This is a genomic window from uncultured Bradyrhizobium sp. (assembly GCF_936928535.1).
Lineage (GTDB): Bacteria > Pseudomonadota > Alphaproteobacteria > Rhizobiales > Xanthobacteraceae > Bradyrhizobium.
Genome location: NZ_CAKZHY010000091.1, coordinates 141,577 through 155,692, shown reverse-complemented (window position 1 = coordinate 155,692; position 14,116 = coordinate 141,577). Strand labels below are relative to the sequence as shown.

21 protein-coding genes, 1 tRNA gene and 1 pseudogene are annotated in these 14,116 nt (G+C 62.3%); 14 read left to right on the top strand and 9 right to left on the bottom strand.

The features are described 5' to 3' along the window. Both Q0687_RS14495 and Q0687_RS14490 read right to left on the bottom strand, forming a co-directional pair. A pseudogene (locus tag Q0687_RS14495) lies at positions 1 to 401 on the bottom strand (transposase); the annotation flags it as partial. Positions 402 to 800: 399 nt separating this feature from the next. Then, positions 801 to 1,055, bottom strand: a complete 255-nt coding sequence (locus Q0687_RS14490; RefSeq protein WP_298877744.1) for a hypothetical protein — start codon at positions 1,053 to 1,055, stop codon at positions 801 to 803. 354 nt (positions 1,056 to 1,409) lie between these two features. Between Q0687_RS14490 and Q0687_RS14485 the strand changes: the two genes are divergently transcribed. Together Q0687_RS14485 and Q0687_RS14480 are read left to right on the top strand one after the other, a co-directional pair. Then, a complete protein-coding gene (locus tag Q0687_RS14485; RefSeq protein WP_298877742.1) occupies positions 1,410 to 1,568 on the top strand; it encodes a hypothetical protein in 159 nt (52 codons plus the stop codon). Positions 1,569 to 2,197: 629 nt separating this feature from the next. Beyond that, on the top strand, positions 2,198 to 2,422 hold the full coding sequence (locus Q0687_RS14480; RefSeq protein ID WP_298877740.1) for a hypothetical protein: 225 nt from the start codon (positions 2,198 to 2,200) through the stop codon (positions 2,420 to 2,422). A 1,047-nt stretch (positions 2,423 to 3,469) separates the two neighbouring features. Here the strand turns inward: Q0687_RS14480 and Q0687_RS14475 are convergent. Then, the gene (locus tag Q0687_RS14475; protein ID WP_298877738.1) at positions 3,470 to 3,652 is read right to left on the bottom strand and encodes a hypothetical protein; all 183 of its coding nucleotides are present in this window, start codon (positions 3,650 to 3,652) and stop codon (positions 3,470 to 3,472) included. Positions 3,653 to 3,680: 28 nt separating this feature from the next. Between Q0687_RS14475 and Q0687_RS14470 the strand changes: the two genes are divergently transcribed. After that, positions 3,681 to 3,986 carry a hypothetical protein gene (locus Q0687_RS14470; RefSeq protein WP_298877736.1) on the top strand — a complete coding sequence of 102 codons (306 nt, stop codon included), beginning with the start codon at positions 3,681 to 3,683 and terminating at the stop codon, positions 3,984 to 3,986. A gap of 117 nt (positions 3,987 to 4,103) precedes the next feature. Further along, positions 4,104 to 4,328 carry a hypothetical protein gene (locus Q0687_RS14465; protein ID WP_298877734.1) on the top strand — a complete coding sequence of 75 codons (225 nt, stop codon included), beginning with the start codon at positions 4,104 to 4,106 and terminating at the stop codon, positions 4,326 to 4,328. A 139-nt stretch (positions 4,329 to 4,467) separates the two neighbouring features. On the opposite strand, the gene Q0687_RS14460 is transcribed toward Q0687_RS14465, so the two are convergent. Continuing rightward, a tRNA-Glu gene (locus Q0687_RS14460) sits at positions 4,468 to 4,542 on the bottom strand. A 225-nt stretch (positions 4,543 to 4,767) separates the two neighbouring features. On the opposite strand from Q0687_RS14460, the gene Q0687_RS14455 reads away from it, so the two are divergent. Continuing rightward, complete coding sequence (locus tag Q0687_RS14455; protein ID WP_298877732.1) at positions 4,768 to 5,022, top strand: PilZ domain-containing protein; 255 nt, start codon at positions 4,768 to 4,770, stop codon at positions 5,020 to 5,022. Positions 5,023 to 5,074: 52 nt separating this feature from the next. Further along, a complete protein-coding gene (locus tag Q0687_RS14450) occupies positions 5,075 to 5,299 on the top strand; it encodes a porin (RefSeq protein ID WP_298877730.1) in 225 nt (74 codons plus the stop codon). 64 nt (positions 5,300 to 5,363) lie between these two features. On the opposite strand, the gene Q0687_RS14445 is transcribed toward Q0687_RS14450, so the two are convergent. The 3 genes from Q0687_RS14445 to Q0687_RS14435 all read right to left on the bottom strand — a co-directional run bounded on the left by Q0687_RS14445 (position 5,364) and on the right by Q0687_RS14435 (position 7,858). Continuing rightward, the gene (locus Q0687_RS14445) at positions 5,364 to 6,002 is read right to left on the bottom strand and encodes a glutathione S-transferase (protein WP_298877728.1); all 639 of its coding nucleotides are present in this window, start codon (positions 6,000 to 6,002) and stop codon (positions 5,364 to 5,366) included. A gap of 319 nt (positions 6,003 to 6,321) precedes the next feature. Beyond that, positions 6,322 to 6,774: a VOC family protein gene (locus tag Q0687_RS14440; RefSeq protein WP_298877727.1), complete on the bottom strand. Its 453-nt coding sequence runs from the start codon at positions 6,772 to 6,774 to the stop codon at positions 6,322 to 6,324. A 460-nt stretch (positions 6,775 to 7,234) separates the two neighbouring features. Continuing rightward, positions 7,235 to 7,858, bottom strand: a complete 624-nt coding sequence (locus Q0687_RS14435) for an ABATE domain-containing protein (RefSeq protein ID WP_298877725.1) — start codon at positions 7,856 to 7,858, stop codon at positions 7,235 to 7,237. 24 nt (positions 7,859 to 7,882) lie between these two features. Between Q0687_RS14435 and Q0687_RS14430 the strand changes: the two genes are divergently transcribed. Together Q0687_RS14430 and Q0687_RS14425 are read left to right on the top strand one after the other, a co-directional pair. Further along, entirely contained in the window at positions 7,883 to 8,608 is a 726-nt protein-coding gene (locus tag Q0687_RS14430) for an AzlC family ABC transporter permease (RefSeq protein ID WP_298877723.1), read from the top strand. Further along, the gene (locus tag Q0687_RS14425) at positions 8,601 to 8,921 is read left to right on the top strand and encodes an AzlD domain-containing protein (protein WP_298877722.1); all 321 of its coding nucleotides are present in this window, start codon (positions 8,601 to 8,603) and stop codon (positions 8,919 to 8,921) included. The genes Q0687_RS14430 and Q0687_RS14425 overlap by 8 nt, the downstream gene beginning before the upstream one ends. 77 nt (positions 8,922 to 8,998) lie before the next feature. Here Q0687_RS14425 and Q0687_RS14420 read toward each other — a convergent pair whose 3' ends face one another. After that, entirely contained in the window at positions 8,999 to 10,300 is a 1,302-nt protein-coding gene (locus tag Q0687_RS14420) for a hypothetical protein (RefSeq protein ID WP_298877721.1), read from the bottom strand. Between the two features lie 235 nt (positions 10,301 to 10,535). Here Q0687_RS14420 and Q0687_RS14415 point away from each other — a divergent pair, with 235 nt between their 5' ends. Then, positions 10,536 to 10,877, top strand: coding sequence for a metalloregulator ArsR/SmtB family transcription factor (locus Q0687_RS14415; RefSeq protein WP_298877719.1), 342 nt, complete (start codon positions 10,536 to 10,538; stop codon positions 10,875 to 10,877). 3 nt (positions 10,878 to 10,880) lie between these two features. Further along, the gene (locus Q0687_RS14410; protein ID WP_298877717.1) at positions 10,881 to 11,495 is read left to right on the top strand and encodes a dihydrofolate reductase family protein; all 615 of its coding nucleotides are present in this window, start codon (positions 10,881 to 10,883) and stop codon (positions 11,493 to 11,495) included. A 12-nt stretch (positions 11,496 to 11,507) separates the two neighbouring features. Here Q0687_RS14410 and Q0687_RS14405 read toward each other — a convergent pair whose 3' ends face one another. Further along, the gene (locus tag Q0687_RS14405; protein ID WP_298877715.1) at positions 11,508 to 11,828 is read right to left on the bottom strand and encodes a PilZ domain-containing protein; all 321 of its coding nucleotides are present in this window, start codon (positions 11,826 to 11,828) and stop codon (positions 11,508 to 11,510) included. Positions 11,829 to 12,079: 251 nt separating this feature from the next. Between Q0687_RS14405 and Q0687_RS14400 the strand changes: the two genes are divergently transcribed. The 4 genes from Q0687_RS14400 (at position 12,080) to Q0687_RS14385 (ending at position 14,111) form a co-directional block, all read left to right on the top strand. Continuing rightward, complete coding sequence (locus tag Q0687_RS14400) at positions 12,080 to 13,300, top strand: ABC transporter substrate-binding protein (RefSeq protein WP_298877713.1); 1,221 nt, start codon at positions 12,080 to 12,082, stop codon at positions 13,298 to 13,300. Further along, positions 13,300 to 13,590 carry a hypothetical protein gene (locus Q0687_RS14395; protein ID WP_298877711.1) on the top strand — a complete coding sequence of 97 codons (291 nt, stop codon included), beginning with the start codon at positions 13,300 to 13,302 and terminating at the stop codon, positions 13,588 to 13,590. Before Q0687_RS14400 ends, Q0687_RS14395 begins: the two co-directional genes overlap by 1 nt. 89 nt (positions 13,591 to 13,679) lie before the next feature. Next, a complete protein-coding gene (locus tag Q0687_RS14390; protein ID WP_298877709.1) occupies positions 13,680 to 13,940 on the top strand; it encodes a hypothetical protein in 261 nt (86 codons plus the stop codon). Positions 13,941 to 13,946: 6 nt separating this feature from the next. After that, complete coding sequence (locus Q0687_RS14385; protein ID WP_298877707.1) at positions 13,947 to 14,111, top strand: hypothetical protein; 165 nt, start codon at positions 13,947 to 13,949, stop codon at positions 14,109 to 14,111. Positions 14,112 to 14,116: the final 5 nt, after the last annotated feature.

The window sequence follows — 14,116 nt, the reverse complement described above, 5'->3', positions numbered from 1 at the left end:
TCCACTGGGCTCGCCGCCGCGCCACCTCGGGTCGATCGCGTTCGCCAGCCGCCACGCTTTTTTTTGAAGCTGAGCTTCTCGGCATGCACGAAATCCCACACCGAGTGGTAGTCGACCTTCAGGCCACGTCCGGCGAGTTCGGCAACGAGCCCGCGTATGGTGAAATCGCCGTCTTTGATCCGTTGCGACAGCCAGACCGCATGCTCGCCCGAGATCGCCTTTGGCTTGTAGCCGCCGATCTGGCTGGGCTCAACGCTGCCGGTCTCATCGACCCGCTTCATCCAGCCAATCGCCGTGCTGATTGCCACTCCAAACTGCTTGGCGGCCCGATTACGGGACATCCCGCCCTCAATCGCGGCTACCACACGCCTGCGGAGATCCAGAGAATAAGGCTTGCCCATCCATGCTGGCCTCCTATCCAGCCAGCATGGTGAATCAGAAATGCACTGATTTGGGAATCCCAAGTCGATTCAGACTAACCCCATCCCGCTTTAGAAGCCGCCAACCCTTTAGGGTTTTCTCCCAGCTGGAGGTGATCGACCGGGAGCGTAGATTCGACTCCCGCGGCCCATCCAGGGTTCCAGAAGGGCTTGGCACACAATTGGCATGATCCGGCACGGGGCCGGCGCGGGCGGCTCCCCGCTCAATTGGCCTAGACCACCAGACAGAGCGGGGAGCTTGCCAGGGGGTGGTGGGCCTGGCCGGATTTTATGAGCGGCCGAGGAGCCAGTCCCAGTAATGCGCTGGACCGTGTGTGTCGGGATTATCCTAGGATGCAGCTTTTCCTCCAAACGCCTAAATTACGGTTGTGCCTTGCTGTTCTGATCGCCTTGGTCTCTGGGCATAGGATCAAATTTTCTGTCGAAGGGCCGTTCACCGTTCGCGTCGCGATCCCAAGGCCGCTTCGTTGTGCTGTTTTCCAAGTCTTGTTTGTATTTTGCCCTTTCCGCCATGATCTGATCGCGGATCGAAGGGTCATCCTTGGGCGGAGTATTAGTTTCGGCGTTAGCCGGGGAAAACAAACCGACGAACGCAACTATCAAAATAGCTTTCATCGCCGTTGCTCCCGGTCAGACGTCATAGGGCGGGAGGAGCAGAGCGCGCGTCTCTCGGCACCGATAGAAGCCACGGGCAGAACGGTGATAAGGGTGATTGTGCGCCTTGGTGGGCGAATTAGCGAGTCCGAACAGTTTCTTTGCCACACGCTGGCGGGCCACCCAGTTTGAGCACGGTACCCCGAGGGAGAGACGGCCCCGGCTTCAGGGGGGCTTTCAAGGGTGGGCCGGGGCCGCCGGCCGGCTCGGCGGCGAGCCGACCGGCTTTAACCCTGAAGCAAGTTCCCTGTTCCTACGGCCCTGCTTGGCGACATATTTTCCCGCTGAGGATGCAGTTTTAACGAGGTTTTTGTCATGGCCAACGGTGTCGAGGAGCTCCACCTGCTGCGCCTGATCAGGGCATTTCAGAAGCTCACCGATCAGGACACGCGGCAAATGATCATTTGTTACGTCGAAGAGCAGGTGGAGAAGCAGCAGGCCAAGAGCAATTGCAAGCCGCCGGGCGCCGCGTGAGCCTTGCGTGACGTGCGAGCACAGGCCTCCCACAACTTCAGATTCGTAGCCGGATGGCGCGTGGAATGCGATGCTGACCGCATTATTTGCGTTTCGGAGGGGGAAGTCCGATGCGCCTAGCATTGCCTTATCTAGGAATTGGTTTGTGCGCCTCGCTTGCGGTGTGGATGTCGCTGCTGCTGCTTCACTGAGCTTGTAGCGGGCCGCTGGGGATGGTGGGCCGGGCCGGACTTGAACCAAGCAACCAGACCGTTATGAGCGGCCGGCTCTAGGACTCTGACCCCAAGTACCGATCGATTAGGGAGCGAACGCGGCGGGCGGCGAGCAGTCCTAACCTGGCGTCGACTATCCCTGCTTGGGCACCGTCACCTTCTCCAAAACAATATTGCCATGAGGAATCGTCGGCTCCCGTCACTCGGTACCAGACGCCGCGATGAATTCCGGAATGTTCGGCAGGAAGCGAAGCGCGCTTCGGCATGGTTGCAAACTGGAATGGACAAAATATGCGGGAATGTAGCCGGCCTCAGGAGATGGGGCACTTGGGAAATTTACGGGTGCAAGGTCGCAGTCAGAGGGAGTTGTGCGGAAACCGAGGGCGAGTAGGCTTCAGCCGGGCTGAGGAGATTCCGATGGCAAAGAAGCTGATTTCGATAGGCGATTTGGAGTGGATCTTTGTTGAGCAATTGCGAGAAAGCAGCCGTAACTGGGTAGGCGTCTCGGTAATTTCGGAGGGTGAGGGTGACTGGCGCGTGGTCATACCGGTGAGAACCCGGTCCTACATGCGGGCGGACACCTGGCGGCAGGTCGCAGCGATCGAGAAGAGGCTCCGATCCATTTACGCGCTGGCGGCCTAGCATCTGATTATCTTCATGCCAGAGCGGCCCCTCGAGGCGCCCAAAGACCTAAGCCAAGACTGTCGGCTTGCCCGTCCTCGCTACTTTTTTGTCGACTTCTTTCGCTTGGTCCTAGCTGCACGCTGGCCGCCAGCGCCTTGGTTCAGATGCTTGGCCAAGGCCCTTATAGCCTTCTCATCACGCTTCTTGGCTACCCACAACTCGATGTAACGACCTTTGGCCATCTTGATTCCCGCGTGTAGCGACTGCTGGCAGTATGGAATTCGATGGGATGTCCGGCAAGCCGGGTTACCCTAATCAATTCGCGGACCATTCCCCGTACCTAGGGCAGGCTACGTTGGGAGAAAGTTACTATGGTCACCAGCTATCGGTTGCTTCGTTGGTCGGGTTATTCGCGACGGGAAGCCATCTTCCATTTGGCGCTGGCGTGCGTTCGCCACCTATTTGGCAGCTCATAAAACGCCAACGCGCCCCCCAAAGGGGTGGATTTTTTAATGCAAATCGGGTGAGGTGCTAGGCGGAGCGTGAGAACTCCCGCCAAAGACCCTTGCCGGGGTCAGTTTGGCACCAGGGCGTTGGCAGGGCGATCCTTGCCTGGATCGATGTTTGCCAACGATAAGACCGTGCCGATTAGCCGTCGGCGCGAACGGCAGCACTATGCCGGGAGAGCGGCGGCTATACAAGACCCGCAAGGGGAAGGCCGTCGCGCGTGGTCTCTGGCCATGTTCTCACCCTCCCGGCGCCAGTGCTGACCGCTGGCACCCCGGCCGTGAGAAGCCGGTCTTGATCCAGAGAACCACCAATGCAACCCACCACAGAACGGCCAGCGGAGTCCGCTGGTAGGTTATCCCGTCGACTAGCTGTCCAGGAGCTGGAGCGACAAACGGCGCTCCTAAGCCTCGCCAGACTCAGGAAGCAGGCGGCGGAGGAGATAGATCGCCTGATCCGCTTTCTCGATGAGAGTGACCCCTATGTGACATCCGGGCTTGAGGAGGACGGCGACGAGGGCGACCAGAGCTACAAAGCATCTAGCGCCCCAGGCGCCGTTCAATTGTCTTTATCTCGAGTGATTCCGGGAAGGCGGTTGGCTGCATTGCTGCCAACAGCATCGGATGGTGAACCAGTACCCGACCACGCGACTTCTTTGGACGGGACCAGCCAAAACACCTTCAGCAGGAGATCGATCATGAACATGTTTGTGGCGGCTGCCAGCGTGGCGGCGTCTTCCATTCCACTCCCTCCAGCCGCCGGCGATAATATGGTTTTCGAACTGATCGAACGGCACAAGGAGGCGATGGCGGCTTATAGCGACGGGATCAGGCTAGCCGAAATGGATCATGCAGGCGTGGAGGAAGAGGAGGAGGCACACCGCCTCGGGGACATTGCGGACGAGGCAGCCGTCCGGCTTCTGTTAGCGAAACCGTCGAGCATCGCCGGTGCATTCGCCCTGCTAAGGTACGTAACTGAATACACCGCCGCCGGCTTCTCCTTCCCGCGAGAAATCGATCACCGGGATTGGAGCTTCTTTCTTCATCGGAACGTCGTCGCCGCGCTGTCTGCGTGATCTCCCAAGGACAAAGCCCCGCCGCAAGGCGGGGTTTTTCTTTTGTAGTTAGGAATTGTAGTGAGCCGCAGTTCTACGGCAAATTAGAAAATATAAGTGCAACAGGGAGTGTTCGCCTTGAGCCGCCGTCCCAATAATGGCCCTTCCTTCAGCAAGTCTCCTGTGAGTGCGAAGAGGGCGAGCGGTCCTAATAACTTGAAAAAGAAGGGTCGCCCCGCCAGGCGCAAGAAGAAAAGAACGAAGTCCGCTCAAGAGCGAAAGCAAAACCTGATGGACCATCCCTCTTTGCGTTATCTGAAGAAATCAGTCCGCCGCGAAGCGGCAGAACGAGCAAAGAAATGATGGTGGCCGATCACTAGGGCTCGGCCTGCTTAACACGTTCCGTTCTCTTACAACCGAAGTAGTGTTCCCCGGCCACGAGCGCATATTGGCCATATGTTGGACATCGCGACTGAGGATATTGCTAAGCCGTTGATTTTAATGGCGCTCCCTAGCGGAATCGAACCGCTCTCTCCACCGTGAAAGGGTGGCGTCCTAACCGATAGACGAAGGGAGCAAACGCAAGGCCAGGCCGCAGGTGGCGACAGGCCCGCTGGCCGGCCGAGTCGTGCCCGGCGGCTTGCAGCGGGCGAACGTATAGTGGCCTTTGCGCTCCCGGGCAAGCCGTTCCGGCAGGCTCTTTCGCCCCCGGTGGATAGAAGGACCCGGGTCTGCTCGGGCCCCGATTTCAACGGTTTCTTAGGGTTCCCGGGCTAGCGCTGGGGCGGGAGATCTTTCGCCGATGCCTCAGCCCAAGAAGCGCGCAGCCCGCAAGCTGCTGTCGCAGCACGCCTGGATCACGCTCGACGGCGGATTCGCGGCGCGGCATTGCCTGGTCCAGGATATCTCGGCCTCGGGCGCCAAAATCACGCTGGACGAGGATGCAAGCCAGCTTCCGGGCGTGATCCGGTTGGCCTTTGCGCGGGACGCGCGGACCGGGCGGAGCTGCCAGGTGGTCTGGCGCCGCGGCAAGTCGGCCGGCATCAGGTTCCTCTGAGCCCAGATCGTCCGCATGGCGCGTGGCGCCGGTCCGGGGTACAAGGCGGCCCATGCGCGCCATCCTGCTGGTGATCTCATTCGTACTGACCACGGCCGCCGGGGCCGAAACCCTGCGCCTGCCGCCCAGTGATCCCCAAGGCAAGACCCTGCCCCTCAAGGGCAGCGGCGGGACGGCCAAGGCCTGCGCCGCCTATGGCGCGGGCTTCACCATGGTCGGGGGGACCTGTGTGAGGATCAGCGGGTCGGCCCGCGTCGACATCGTGGTCGGGCACTAGGGCCCTTCAAACCAAATCGCGAAAACAACCCCATGCACAGTAGACGTCAACCCGCGCCAGCGGCTCACGACATCGGCGGCGCCACGTGCTGGGCGAACCCCGCCCGCTTGCCGAGAGAGGCGAGCCACCGCGTCAGGTTCGGCTGCGCCGGCCAGGTGATGCCCTCGACGCCGAGCCAGCGCCGCGCATAGCAACCGACCGCGATATCGGCGAGCGTGAAGGCGTCGCCCTCCATGTAGGGGCGGCTCGCCAGCAGGCGGTCGGCGATCGCCCAGACCTCGGCGGCGGCATCGGCATCCTTCTGCACCCGGATCATGTCGCGCTCGGCGGGCGGCGTACGCACGATGCCCCAGAATACCGGGCGGTCGACCGGCTGCACCATCGACAGCGTCCAGTCGAGCCAGCGGTCGACGCCGGCGCGCTGCTTCGGCGCCTCCGGATAGATCGGCGTGCCGCGCCCATGCGCGAGGCAGAGATAGCGCATGATGGAATTGGACTCCCACAATGAGAAGTCGCCCTCGACCAGCGTCGGCACGCGCGCATTCGGGTTCATCGCGAGATAGTCAGGCTCGCGGGTCTTGCCGTAAGCCATGCCGGCATCGATGCGCCGATAGGGCAGCGCGAGCTCGGTCAGGCACCACAGCACCTTCTGCACGTTGACCGAATTGGCGCGGCCCCAGATCGTCAGCTGTGTGTCCGGCATCAATTCCTCCCGCGACGTTTTGATGTCGCGAGGTTGAATAGCGGAATTCGCCGGCTACAGCGATGCCGATTGCCGCGCGCCCCTCATGCAAAAAGCTCCGCACGCAGGCGGAGCTTTTCAAGGCACGTTCATCGCCGCGACATCAGCAAGATGCGTTTGCGCTGATATCAATGGCCGAAGAACAGCCATAACAGAATGATCACCGGGATCGGCACACCCAGCAGCCACAGCAAAATTCCGCGTCCCATCGCGTCCTCCTCCATCAGTATTTGTCCTGGAGTGAACGCGCCGGAGCGGCGCTGGTTCCTGCCGATGAGGCCTACCAATGACCGGTGTTCGGCATCGACGCCCACGGCTCGGCCGGCGCCTTCGGTTCGCCCTTCTGCAGGATCTCGATCGAGTGCAGGTCGGGCGAGCGGACGAAGGCCATGTTGCCGTCGCGCGGCGGCCGGTTGATGGTGACGCCGGCCTTCTGCAGCTTCTCGCAAGTGGCGTAGATGTCGTCGACCTCATAGGCGAGATGGCCGAAGAAGCGGTCCTCGCCATACTTCTCCTCGTCCCAATTGTAGGTGAGCTCGACCAGCGGTGCGCCGCGCGTTTGCGGCTGCTTCTTCAGCGCCTCGAGATCGTCAGACGAGCACAGGAACACCAGCGTGAAGCGCCCCTTGTCGTTCTCGATCCGCCGCACCTCCTTCAGCCCCAGCGCATCCTGGTAAAACTTCAGCGCGACATCGAGATTGCGCACGCGCAGCATGGTGTGAAGATAACGCATGGTTGTTGCTCCCTTGGAGTGGGGTTTTGCTTTGGGCCGGGATGGCGGGGGAGAGATAGCAGGAAATGGGAGGGAGGGGCAGGGGGCGGGGGCAAATGGCTACCGCTGAGCTACCGAGGAAAAGTCCGACGGGGGAAAGTGAGCCGCCCGATCGCAATGGTGGAGTTGACCGGGCGGCGAAGTTTGGGGGACGCAATTCGAGGAGGTCTCGAACAGGTCAGAAGGTGCCTCGCCTGGCGCGAGCCCGGCAATGCTGGTCTGGAATTAGGGTTTTCGGGAAACCTTAACGGCCGTAATGGCGCGGGCGGCTAATCTTGCTCTCCGTCATTGCGAGGGTTGCGAAGCAATCCAGTCCGCTTCCGCAGATGCAGTCTGGATTGCTTCGTCGCAAGGGCTCCTCGCAATGACGATGTTGAGAGAGCGTGCGCCGATCCATCACCGTCGCCAATCCCTCGAGGACTCAGCCGCTCTTACCAGAAACCTTCTTTCGGCGCTTGGCATAGGCGCGTCGTGCCCGCTCGCGATTTCCGCAGACTTCGCTTGAACACCATAGCCGGGTTCGGTTTGGGCTTTCGTCGACGTAGAACCAACCGCAACCGTCGGCCTGGCAGCAACCGATGCGCGACGCATCCGCCGACGTCAGAACCGCAGTCAGGGACCACAGGATGGGCCAGAGCGGCTCGGAGAGAGTTTTGCCCTGGAGGTGGTGCACATACGAGCTGCCGGTCCGAACGAGGCTCGGCTGCGACGGCGCTTGTGCGAGCAGAGCATTCACGCGGGCCAAGTCGCTTCGCTCGCCCCGGCGTAGCGCATCACAGATGCTCCAGATCTCTGAACGCAGCGAGAGGATCTCTGCCTGTGCGGCGGCAGCGTCGGCTGGCTTCTTTAGGGCGATGAGCTCGAGCGCCTTGATCGCCTGAGGTGACAAGGTTCCCCGGCGGCCGCACCACCCGAGAAAGGCGGCGTAGTTGGGGACGAGCTCCTGCGGCTCGGCAGATGTCCGCCAATCCAGCGTGTTGGCGAAGTCGAGACAGACTCGTCCGCCGAAAAATTGCGTCGCTGCGCGTTGTGGATCCCTTGACATGGCTGAGCCTGCAGGAGCTATATAATGGTCATGACCATTACAACGCAACCCGCGCCGTCGGCCAAGGCCACCTGCACACGTGCAGGGTTTCGGCGCGGCTTGCTCGCGGCGCTTCCGTTCCTGTTGAGCAATGGTGTGGCGGGCCTGGTCATGGGTGTCGCCTATCGCGGTGTCGGGCTTGGCTTCGTGCCTTCAGTGCTGTCTAGCGTCGTCGTCTATTCGGCCACGGCGCAGGCCGTCACGCTCGGCATGTGGGCCCCGGTCCCGCCGATCATTCCGATGGCGGTGGCCTGTATCGCGACAAACGCGCGATATCTCGTCATGGGCGCTCACCTCTACCAGATCTTCGGCCAACTCAAAAAGCGCATCACGCTGCCGATCCTGTTTCTCCTGGCGGACGCCTCCTGGCTCATGACGACGGCGGACGCGGAAAGCAACGATGCCGATGTCGGGTATCTGCTCGGCGCGAGCGTGCCCATGGCCGTCGGCTGGATCGGAGGGACCGCCCTTGGCTACGGCCTGCCGCTGGCGCCTGATGGCCCGCTCTCGGTCGCTGCAGCCTTGCTCCCTGCAGCGTTCATCGTCACGCTGCTGCCGACCCAGTGGCGCGGCGCGCGTTCGGTTCTGCCCTGGCTGCTGTCGGCGGCGGGCGCGCTTGTTGTCGGCAGTTTGGTATCGCCGAATTGGGCCATGCTGGCCGGCGGCGCTGTTGGCACCGGCTTCAGCATGATGCGCGCCGACCATGCTTGACTGGCACACCCTCGCGGCAATCGGTGTGCTGGGGCTTGTGAGCTATGCGTTGCGATCAGGAGGGTTTCTCGCGGGCGGATTGATGCGAGAGGGCAGTGCAATGGCGAGGTTCTTCCAGCTGGCTCCCGGCAATCTCTTCGTTGCCTTCGTGGCAGCGGCCTGCCTTGAAGGTGGGCTGGCAAGCATCGTTGGCTGCACAGCCTCGCTGACCGTCATGACCGTGACGCGCAAGGAGTGGGCGGCGTTGGCTGTCGGCTTCGCTGCTGCCGCGCTCGTCGCCGGAGTGCGTCTTGCGTCACCAGGCTCGCAATGACGGTGTGGCGAGAGAGGGCGCCAATCTATCACCGTTGCCGCTAAGGAGCCCGCCCTAAGCGAGCACGACCGCCTCTCTCAAATCGCCTTCGCCTTCTTCAGCGCATCGAGGTCATGCCGCACGCCGGCGAGGCCGTCGTGGTTGTAGCGGATCAGGATCCGCTCGGCGCTGAGATAGGACAGCGCCGGGTTGCGGAAGCCGTTGTTGAACTTTGCCGTATCGGCAGCGTCGAAGCCGTAGTCGGGTGCGAGCTTGGTGAGGATCGCGACCGCCGCCGTCACCGCGGGGCCGGCGAAGATGTAGTCAGCATCCGACAGATTGTGGATCACGGTCTCGGCCGAGAGGTTGCCGAGCTTGGCGGCGAGGAAGTCGATGTTATCAGTCGTGCGCGCCGGCGGCAGGCGGAGATGGCCGCTCGCATCCTTCACCAGATAGCCGCGCGCGATCGGGTCGACATGGGCGATGATCGCAGCAGCGCGCAGCCAGTTCACCACCATGTATTCGTGGCCGAGCGTCGGCGCGCTGTGGGCCGAGGCCTGGATCACGATGAACGGCGCGGGCAGGTCGCGCGCCATGGATTCGGCGACGCCGAGAATGTGATGGGCGCCGGTGCGGCTGTCGCCCTTGGCGCCGTCTGCGTCGGTCTCGCCGTTGCCGCCGAAGTTGAACTCGGCGAACTCGCTGCCGTCGGCATTCCACTGGAAAACGATCGGCTTGGCCCAGTCATGCCACATCGGAGCGGCGAGGATGGCGTCGTTGTTGATGACCAGATCAGAGTGGTTGACCACCTCGCGCGAACCGTTCGGCGGTAGCGGCGCCACCCGCGGCAGGCCGTCCTCGCCTGATAGCCCGACGTTGAGGCGGTAGTTCTCGCTGAAGCTGATGGCGCTCGACAGGTTGAACGATTCATGCACGGGCAGGCCGCCGGGATAGGAGTGGTGGCCGGCGAACGCGCTGCCGGGCGCAGCGCCCCAGGCCATCGGCAAATGCGGGCAGGCGGTGCCATCGTCGCGCAGCGGCGGAAACACGCCTGTGACTGCGCCACCCGGGAAGGCCTTGCCGTCGGCTTCGTTGATCAGGCCGAGGCTGATCAGCTCGGCGATAATCTTGTCCTTGTCTGTTGCGGTGAGGTTGGCGCGATGGGTGACGCAGGTGTCCGGGTTGAACAGGGCGTCGTGGGTCGCGGCCTTCAGCTTGGCGTCGTCGATGGTGGCGATGACCTGCTCGATGCGCGCCAACGCAGATTTCACCAGCGGCGAACGGGCGGCGAGCTCTCCCGCTGCGGCGTTGCCGGCGCCAGGCACGGTCTGGTCGACGGCCCAAGCCGGGGTGGAAGCCGCGAGCACGGCAGCGGTGACGACGGGAAGCATTTGGCGCATCAGCGGGTTCCTTCTCAACGACCCGCAGCGCTAGCATCGGATAATGACAGTTCATTAACAGCAGCAGCCACTGTCATTCCCGAAGCCCAGAGGCGGGCCGCAATGGCTATGCAAGTGTAGTCGCCGCCATTGCGCAATTGAACGCGAAGGCGACAGCTTGTGCCTCGGTGCTGTTACGGCGCCGCGGGGGGCGATTCAGCTTGATATATGCCTATATGGGAATATATTGGCGTCCATGGCACGAGCAGCAACAACGTCGGATGTCTTCAACGCGATTGCCGAGCCCCAGCGCCGGCAGATTCTGGCGCTGCTGCGGACGGGGGAGCGCCCGGTGACGGAGTTGGCTGAGGAACTGGGGATGAGCCAGCCGGGGGCGTCCAAACATTTGCGGGTGCTCCGAGAGGTCGGGCTGGTGCGGGACCGCAAGCAAGGCCAGCAGCGCCTGTACGGACTGGACGCGCGCAAGCTGCGCGCGGTCCACGAATGGACTGGCGGATTCGAGAAATTCTGGAACGAGAGCTTCGACCGGCTGGACACCTATGTGCAGGAGCTCAAGCGGACAAGGAAGGAGAAGTGACTGATGGCGGTGTTCTTCAGCGTGTCGATGTCGCTGGACGGTTTTATCGCGCCCGGATCCCCCGGGGAGTTGATGGGACGGCAGTGGATGGAGCTCCAGCAATGGGTTTTCCGGCAGCGGTTCTTCCGGGAGAGCCTGAAGCTCGGCGAGGGCGGCGAGGAGGGACGCGAGAACGACATCGTGCGCGAGACGTTCGAGCGCACCGGCGTGAGCGTGATGGGCAAGCGCATGTTCGACGCCGGCGAGCACGCATGGCCGGAGGAGGCGCCGTTCCACACGCCGGTGTTCGTCGTGACCCACGAGACGCGTGATCCCTGGAAGCGGCCGGGTGGGACGACCTTCCACTTCGTCAATGACGGCATCGAGTCCGCGCTCGACCAGGCCCGCGAGGCCGCCGGCGACCGAGACGTCCGCATCGCGGGTGGCGGCGCAACGATCCTGGAATATCTGAACGCCGGCCTGATCGACGAGTTCTCGATCGCGCTGTCGCCCGTGCTGTTCGGCTCCGGAATCCGCCTGTTCGAGGGCGTGGATGCGGGCCGCGTGGCCCTGGAGCCGATCCGCGCGGAGCCGACGCAACGGATGACCTACCTGACCTACGCAGTCCGGGAGCGGTGATGCTCTTCAGGATTACTTCACCAGCTTTTCGCCGCGACGCGCTCGCTTGGCGGCTCTTCCGCGATTGATGAACTGAACGCCGACGAACTCGCCGTTGATCCAGGCGAGTTCGCAGTGACGGTAGGCGAGGCCAACGGGTGACAGCACGAGGAAAAATTCCCTCTGGCCGATATCCGTCACCGCGCCGTCGATCACGAGCTTCGCCCCCATCTCGGAGACGTCGTGGATCTTGCAGGCGCGCTGCCATGTGCCGTCGATCGCCATGACGCGCGCTTCGATGGGCCGTTCGAACGCGACGCGCCTGTCCTTGCGTTGTTCTCCCTCACTCATCAAACGTCCTGCTGATGGTGCCCCCAGACGGCCGTCCAGATTAAAGCAAGAATCTTGATCTTCGGTGAATCGGGGGCGAAGCGAAGTCCCAGGGAGGGCTCGGGACGCGTGAGCGCGGACGTCTGCCGCGGGCTTGCCGGGTGTCGCTTTTCAGATCGACAAAACCCTGGGACGGGTGTTGACTGTCGGCCAGTGGCCCGCAAGAGGCCACGTAGACAAGCGACCATTCATTTTTTCATTGCAGGGGAAACGGGATGTCCTTCGTCGCGCGACGATTGGCGGCGTTTTCGGCCGCAGTTTGCTTGTTCGCTGCCAGCAGCAGTTTTGCCCAGAAGAGCTACGATCCCGGCGTCAGCGATACCGAGATCAAGATCGGCAACATCATGCCCTATAGCGGACCCGCCTCCGCCTATGGGGTGTTCGGCCGGACGCAGGCGGCCTATTTCAGGAAGATCAATGCCGAGGGCGGCATCAATGGCCGCAAGATCAACTTCATCTCCTACGATGACGCCTACAGCCCGCCCAAGACGGTCGAACAGGCGCGCAAGCTCGTGGAAAGCGATGAGGTGCTGCTGATCTTCGGCGCCCTGGGCACGGCGACGAACAGCGCCATCCACAAATACATGAATATGAAGAAGGTGCCGCAACTCTTCATCACCACCTACGCCAGCAAGTGGAACGATCCGAAGAACTTCCCTTGGACGATGGGGTTTGGCGCGACCTACAATGCCGAGGCACGCATCTACGCCGCGTATATCCTGAAGAACTATCCCGGCAAGACGATCGGAATTCTCTATCAGAACGACGATCTCGGTAAGGACTATCTGGCAGGTCTGCACGATGGTCTCGGCGCGCAGGCGGCCAGCCTGATCAAGGCCGAGATCGCGTATGACACGTCGGCGCCGACGGTGGAGTCGCTGGTCGTCCGGATCAAGGACGCCAATCCCGACATTTTCGTCAACATCTCCTCGCCCAAATTCGCGGCGCAGGCGATCAGGAAAATCGCCGAGCTGAAGTGGAATCCGGTCCATATCCTGACGAGCACCGCCAACTCGACAGCGGCGACCTTGAAACCCGCCGGCTATGAGAACAGTCAGGGCATCCTGTCGGCCTCGGCATTCAAGGATGTCGATGATCCGCAATTGAAAGAGGATCCGAGCGTGAAGGAGTGGCGTGCATTCATGACGCAGTGGTTTCCCGACGGCGATCAGGACGATGGCTTTACCAGAACGGGTTTTGCCCAGTCCAAGACGCTCGTGCAGGTGCTGCGCCAATGCGGTGACGATCTGACGCGCGACAACGTCATGAGACAGGCTGCCAATCTCGATATGGAGATCGGCCTCTTGATCCCGGGCATCCGTATCAAGACCGGCCCGACCGACTACGCGCCGATCAAACAGCTCCAGATGATGCGTTTCAGGAATCACAGATGGGAGCGGTTCGGTCCGGTACTGAACGACGACAAGAATTCCTGATGCCGAAGCGCTGGGTGCGAAGGCTTGGACGGATAGCGTGGATTTCCGCGCTTTGCGGGACGGTCGCGTTGCTTGCGCTTGTGGCCATCTCGCCTCAAGAGCCCGATGGCGCGCATCCGGTGCGGTATGTCCTCCGCCACGACGTCAGGTATGTGAGCGAGGACATGAGTCTGGTCTTGCAAATTCTGCTTGGCGTGAACGTTGCGCTGGGCCTGGTTGCAGCCGGATGCCATTTCGCGAGCAAGGACGTCGGAGATCGATCCTGGCCGGGCAGGATAGGCGAACCTTAGCCGCTGCAACGCGGCGGGCGTTCCAGACCCAGCGACCCATTTTCTGTGCTGAGAGGGTGTTGTCACCGTGCGGGAGGCCGGACCGTCTGATGAACCGGCATCCTGCTCGCGGCGACGAATGCCTGGAAACGAGGGCATTCGCCGTGAGCTGGTTCAAACGATATCTGTTGGGCTGCCTGGTCGCGGTGGTTTTCTTCGCCGGTTTCGATGCCTACAGGCAGCCGGGCGGGGCTCCACATCTTGGGACGATCCTGGTCGTATCCGCAGGCTGGCCCGTGTTCGCCGCGCTGGTCGTGGGAGGCACGATCGGCGGCATCGTGCATGACGCGACCTACGGCAAGGCCGGGTGAACGGCCATGCTTGACGCCTTGTTCGGCTTGATCTTCGACGTCGTTTTGAGTGCGGTCGGGACCGCGGTCGCCAAATTGTTCGGCGTCGAGGGTGCCGCCGATTTCGGTCCTGTTGTCGTCGGCCTCGGCTTGATCGGATTCGGCGTCGCGGCCGCCGTGTGGGGCCACTGAGGGGC

Excerpts from the sequence above, each read along its gene's own strand:
- Q0687_RS14490 (WP_298877744.1), bottom strand. The coding sequence starts at position 1,055 with ATGAAAGCTATTTTGATAGTTGCGTTCGTCGGTTTGTTTTCCCCGGCT.
- Q0687_RS14485 (WP_298877742.1), top strand. The coding sequence starts at position 1,410 with ATGGCCAACGGTGTCGAGGAGCTCCACCTGCTGCGCCTGATCAGGGCA.
- Q0687_RS14480 (WP_298877740.1), top strand. The coding sequence starts at position 2,198 with ATGGCAAAGAAGCTGATTTCGATAGGCGATTTGGAGTGGATCTTTGTT.
- Q0687_RS14475 (WP_298877738.1), bottom strand. The coding sequence starts at position 3,652 with ATGGAAGACGCCGCCACGCTGGCAGCCGCCACAAACATGTTCATGATC.
- Q0687_RS14470 (WP_298877736.1), top strand. The coding sequence starts at position 3,681 with ATGGTTTTCGAACTGATCGAACGGCACAAGGAGGCGATGGCGGCTTAT.
- Q0687_RS14455 (WP_298877732.1), top strand. The coding sequence starts at position 4,768 with ATGCCTCAGCCCAAGAAGCGCGCAGCCCGCAAGCTGCTGTCGCAGCAC.
- Q0687_RS14450 (WP_298877730.1), top strand. The coding sequence starts at position 5,075 with ATGCGCGCCATCCTGCTGGTGATCTCATTCGTACTGACCACGGCCGCC.
- Q0687_RS14445 (WP_298877728.1), bottom strand. The coding sequence starts at position 6,002 with ATGCCGGACACACAGCTGACGATCTGGGGCCGCGCCAATTCGGTCAAC.
- Q0687_RS14440 (WP_298877727.1), bottom strand. The coding sequence starts at position 6,774 with ATGCGTTATCTTCACACCATGCTGCGCGTGCGCAATCTCGATGTCGCG.
- Q0687_RS14435 (WP_298877725.1), bottom strand. The coding sequence starts at position 7,858 with ATGTCAAGGGATCCACAACGCGCAGCGACGCAATTTTTCGGCGGACGA.
- Q0687_RS14430 (WP_298877723.1), top strand. The coding sequence starts at position 7,883 with ATGGTCATGACCATTACAACGCAACCCGCGCCGTCGGCCAAGGCCACC.
- Q0687_RS14425 (WP_298877722.1), top strand. The coding sequence starts at position 8,601 with ATGCTTGACTGGCACACCCTCGCGGCAATCGGTGTGCTGGGGCTTGTG.
- Q0687_RS14420 (WP_298877721.1), bottom strand. The coding sequence starts at position 10,300 with ATGCGCCAAATGCTTCCCGTCGTCACCGCTGCCGTGCTCGCGGCTTCC.
- Q0687_RS14415 (WP_298877719.1), top strand. The coding sequence starts at position 10,536 with ATGGCACGAGCAGCAACAACGTCGGATGTCTTCAACGCGATTGCCGAG.
- Q0687_RS14410 (WP_298877717.1), top strand. The coding sequence starts at position 10,881 with ATGGCGGTGTTCTTCAGCGTGTCGATGTCGCTGGACGGTTTTATCGCG.
- Q0687_RS14400 (WP_298877713.1), top strand. The coding sequence starts at position 12,080 with ATGTCCTTCGTCGCGCGACGATTGGCGGCGTTTTCGGCCGCAGTTTGC.
- Q0687_RS14395 (WP_298877711.1), top strand. The coding sequence starts at position 13,300 with ATGCCGAAGCGCTGGGTGCGAAGGCTTGGACGGATAGCGTGGATTTCC.
- Q0687_RS14390 (WP_298877709.1), top strand. The coding sequence starts at position 13,680 with ATGAACCGGCATCCTGCTCGCGGCGACGAATGCCTGGAAACGAGGGCA.
- Q0687_RS14385 (WP_298877707.1), top strand. The coding sequence starts at position 13,947 with ATGCTTGACGCCTTGTTCGGCTTGATCTTCGACGTCGTTTTGAGTGCG.